The sequence below is a fragment of the Streptococcus sp. HMSC057G03 genome (assembly GCF_001808745.1).
Lineage (GTDB): Bacteria > Bacillota > Bacilli > Lactobacillales > Streptococcaceae > Streptococcus > Streptococcus parasanguinis_Z.
The window spans coordinates 1-328 of the sequence record NZ_KV794432.1 but is presented as its reverse complement, the minus strand read 5'-3'; the positions used below and the strand labels follow the sequence as shown (position 1 = coordinate 328).

Here is a 328-nt window from a genome sequence, read left to right as displayed (position 1 = left end):
AGTTAATTCTAGGCTCATTTGGGAGTTTAGCTTAGTTGGAATCGAGAGGTAATCGAGATTCCAATCGGCGGATAAGAGAAACGTAGTTTCTCACCGTTGGCTGAGTTAAACGACCATCTGGGAGTTTAGCTCAGCTGGGAGAGCATCTGCCTTACAAGCAGAGGGTCAGCGGTTCGATCCCGTTAACTCCCATTCAAGCGGGTGTAGTTTAGTGGTAAAACTACAGCCTTCCAAGCTGTTGTCGCGAGTTCGATTCTCGTCACCCGCTTTGAACTTTTGTTCAATTTTTACCAAGTTGTTTAACTTGGGCGCGTAGCTCAGGTGGTTA

At 46.6% G+C, this 328-nt stretch carries 2 tRNA genes; both read left to right on the top strand.

Features of this window, described 5'->3' with window-relative positions:
• The first annotated feature begins 119 nt into the window (after window positions 1-119).
• Window positions 120-192 (top strand) — tRNA-Val (locus tag HMPREF2686_RS08370).
• Window positions 193-197: 5 nt separating this feature from the next.
• A tRNA-Gly gene (locus HMPREF2686_RS08365) sits at window positions 198-268 on the top strand.
• Window positions 269-328: the final 60 nt, after the last annotated feature.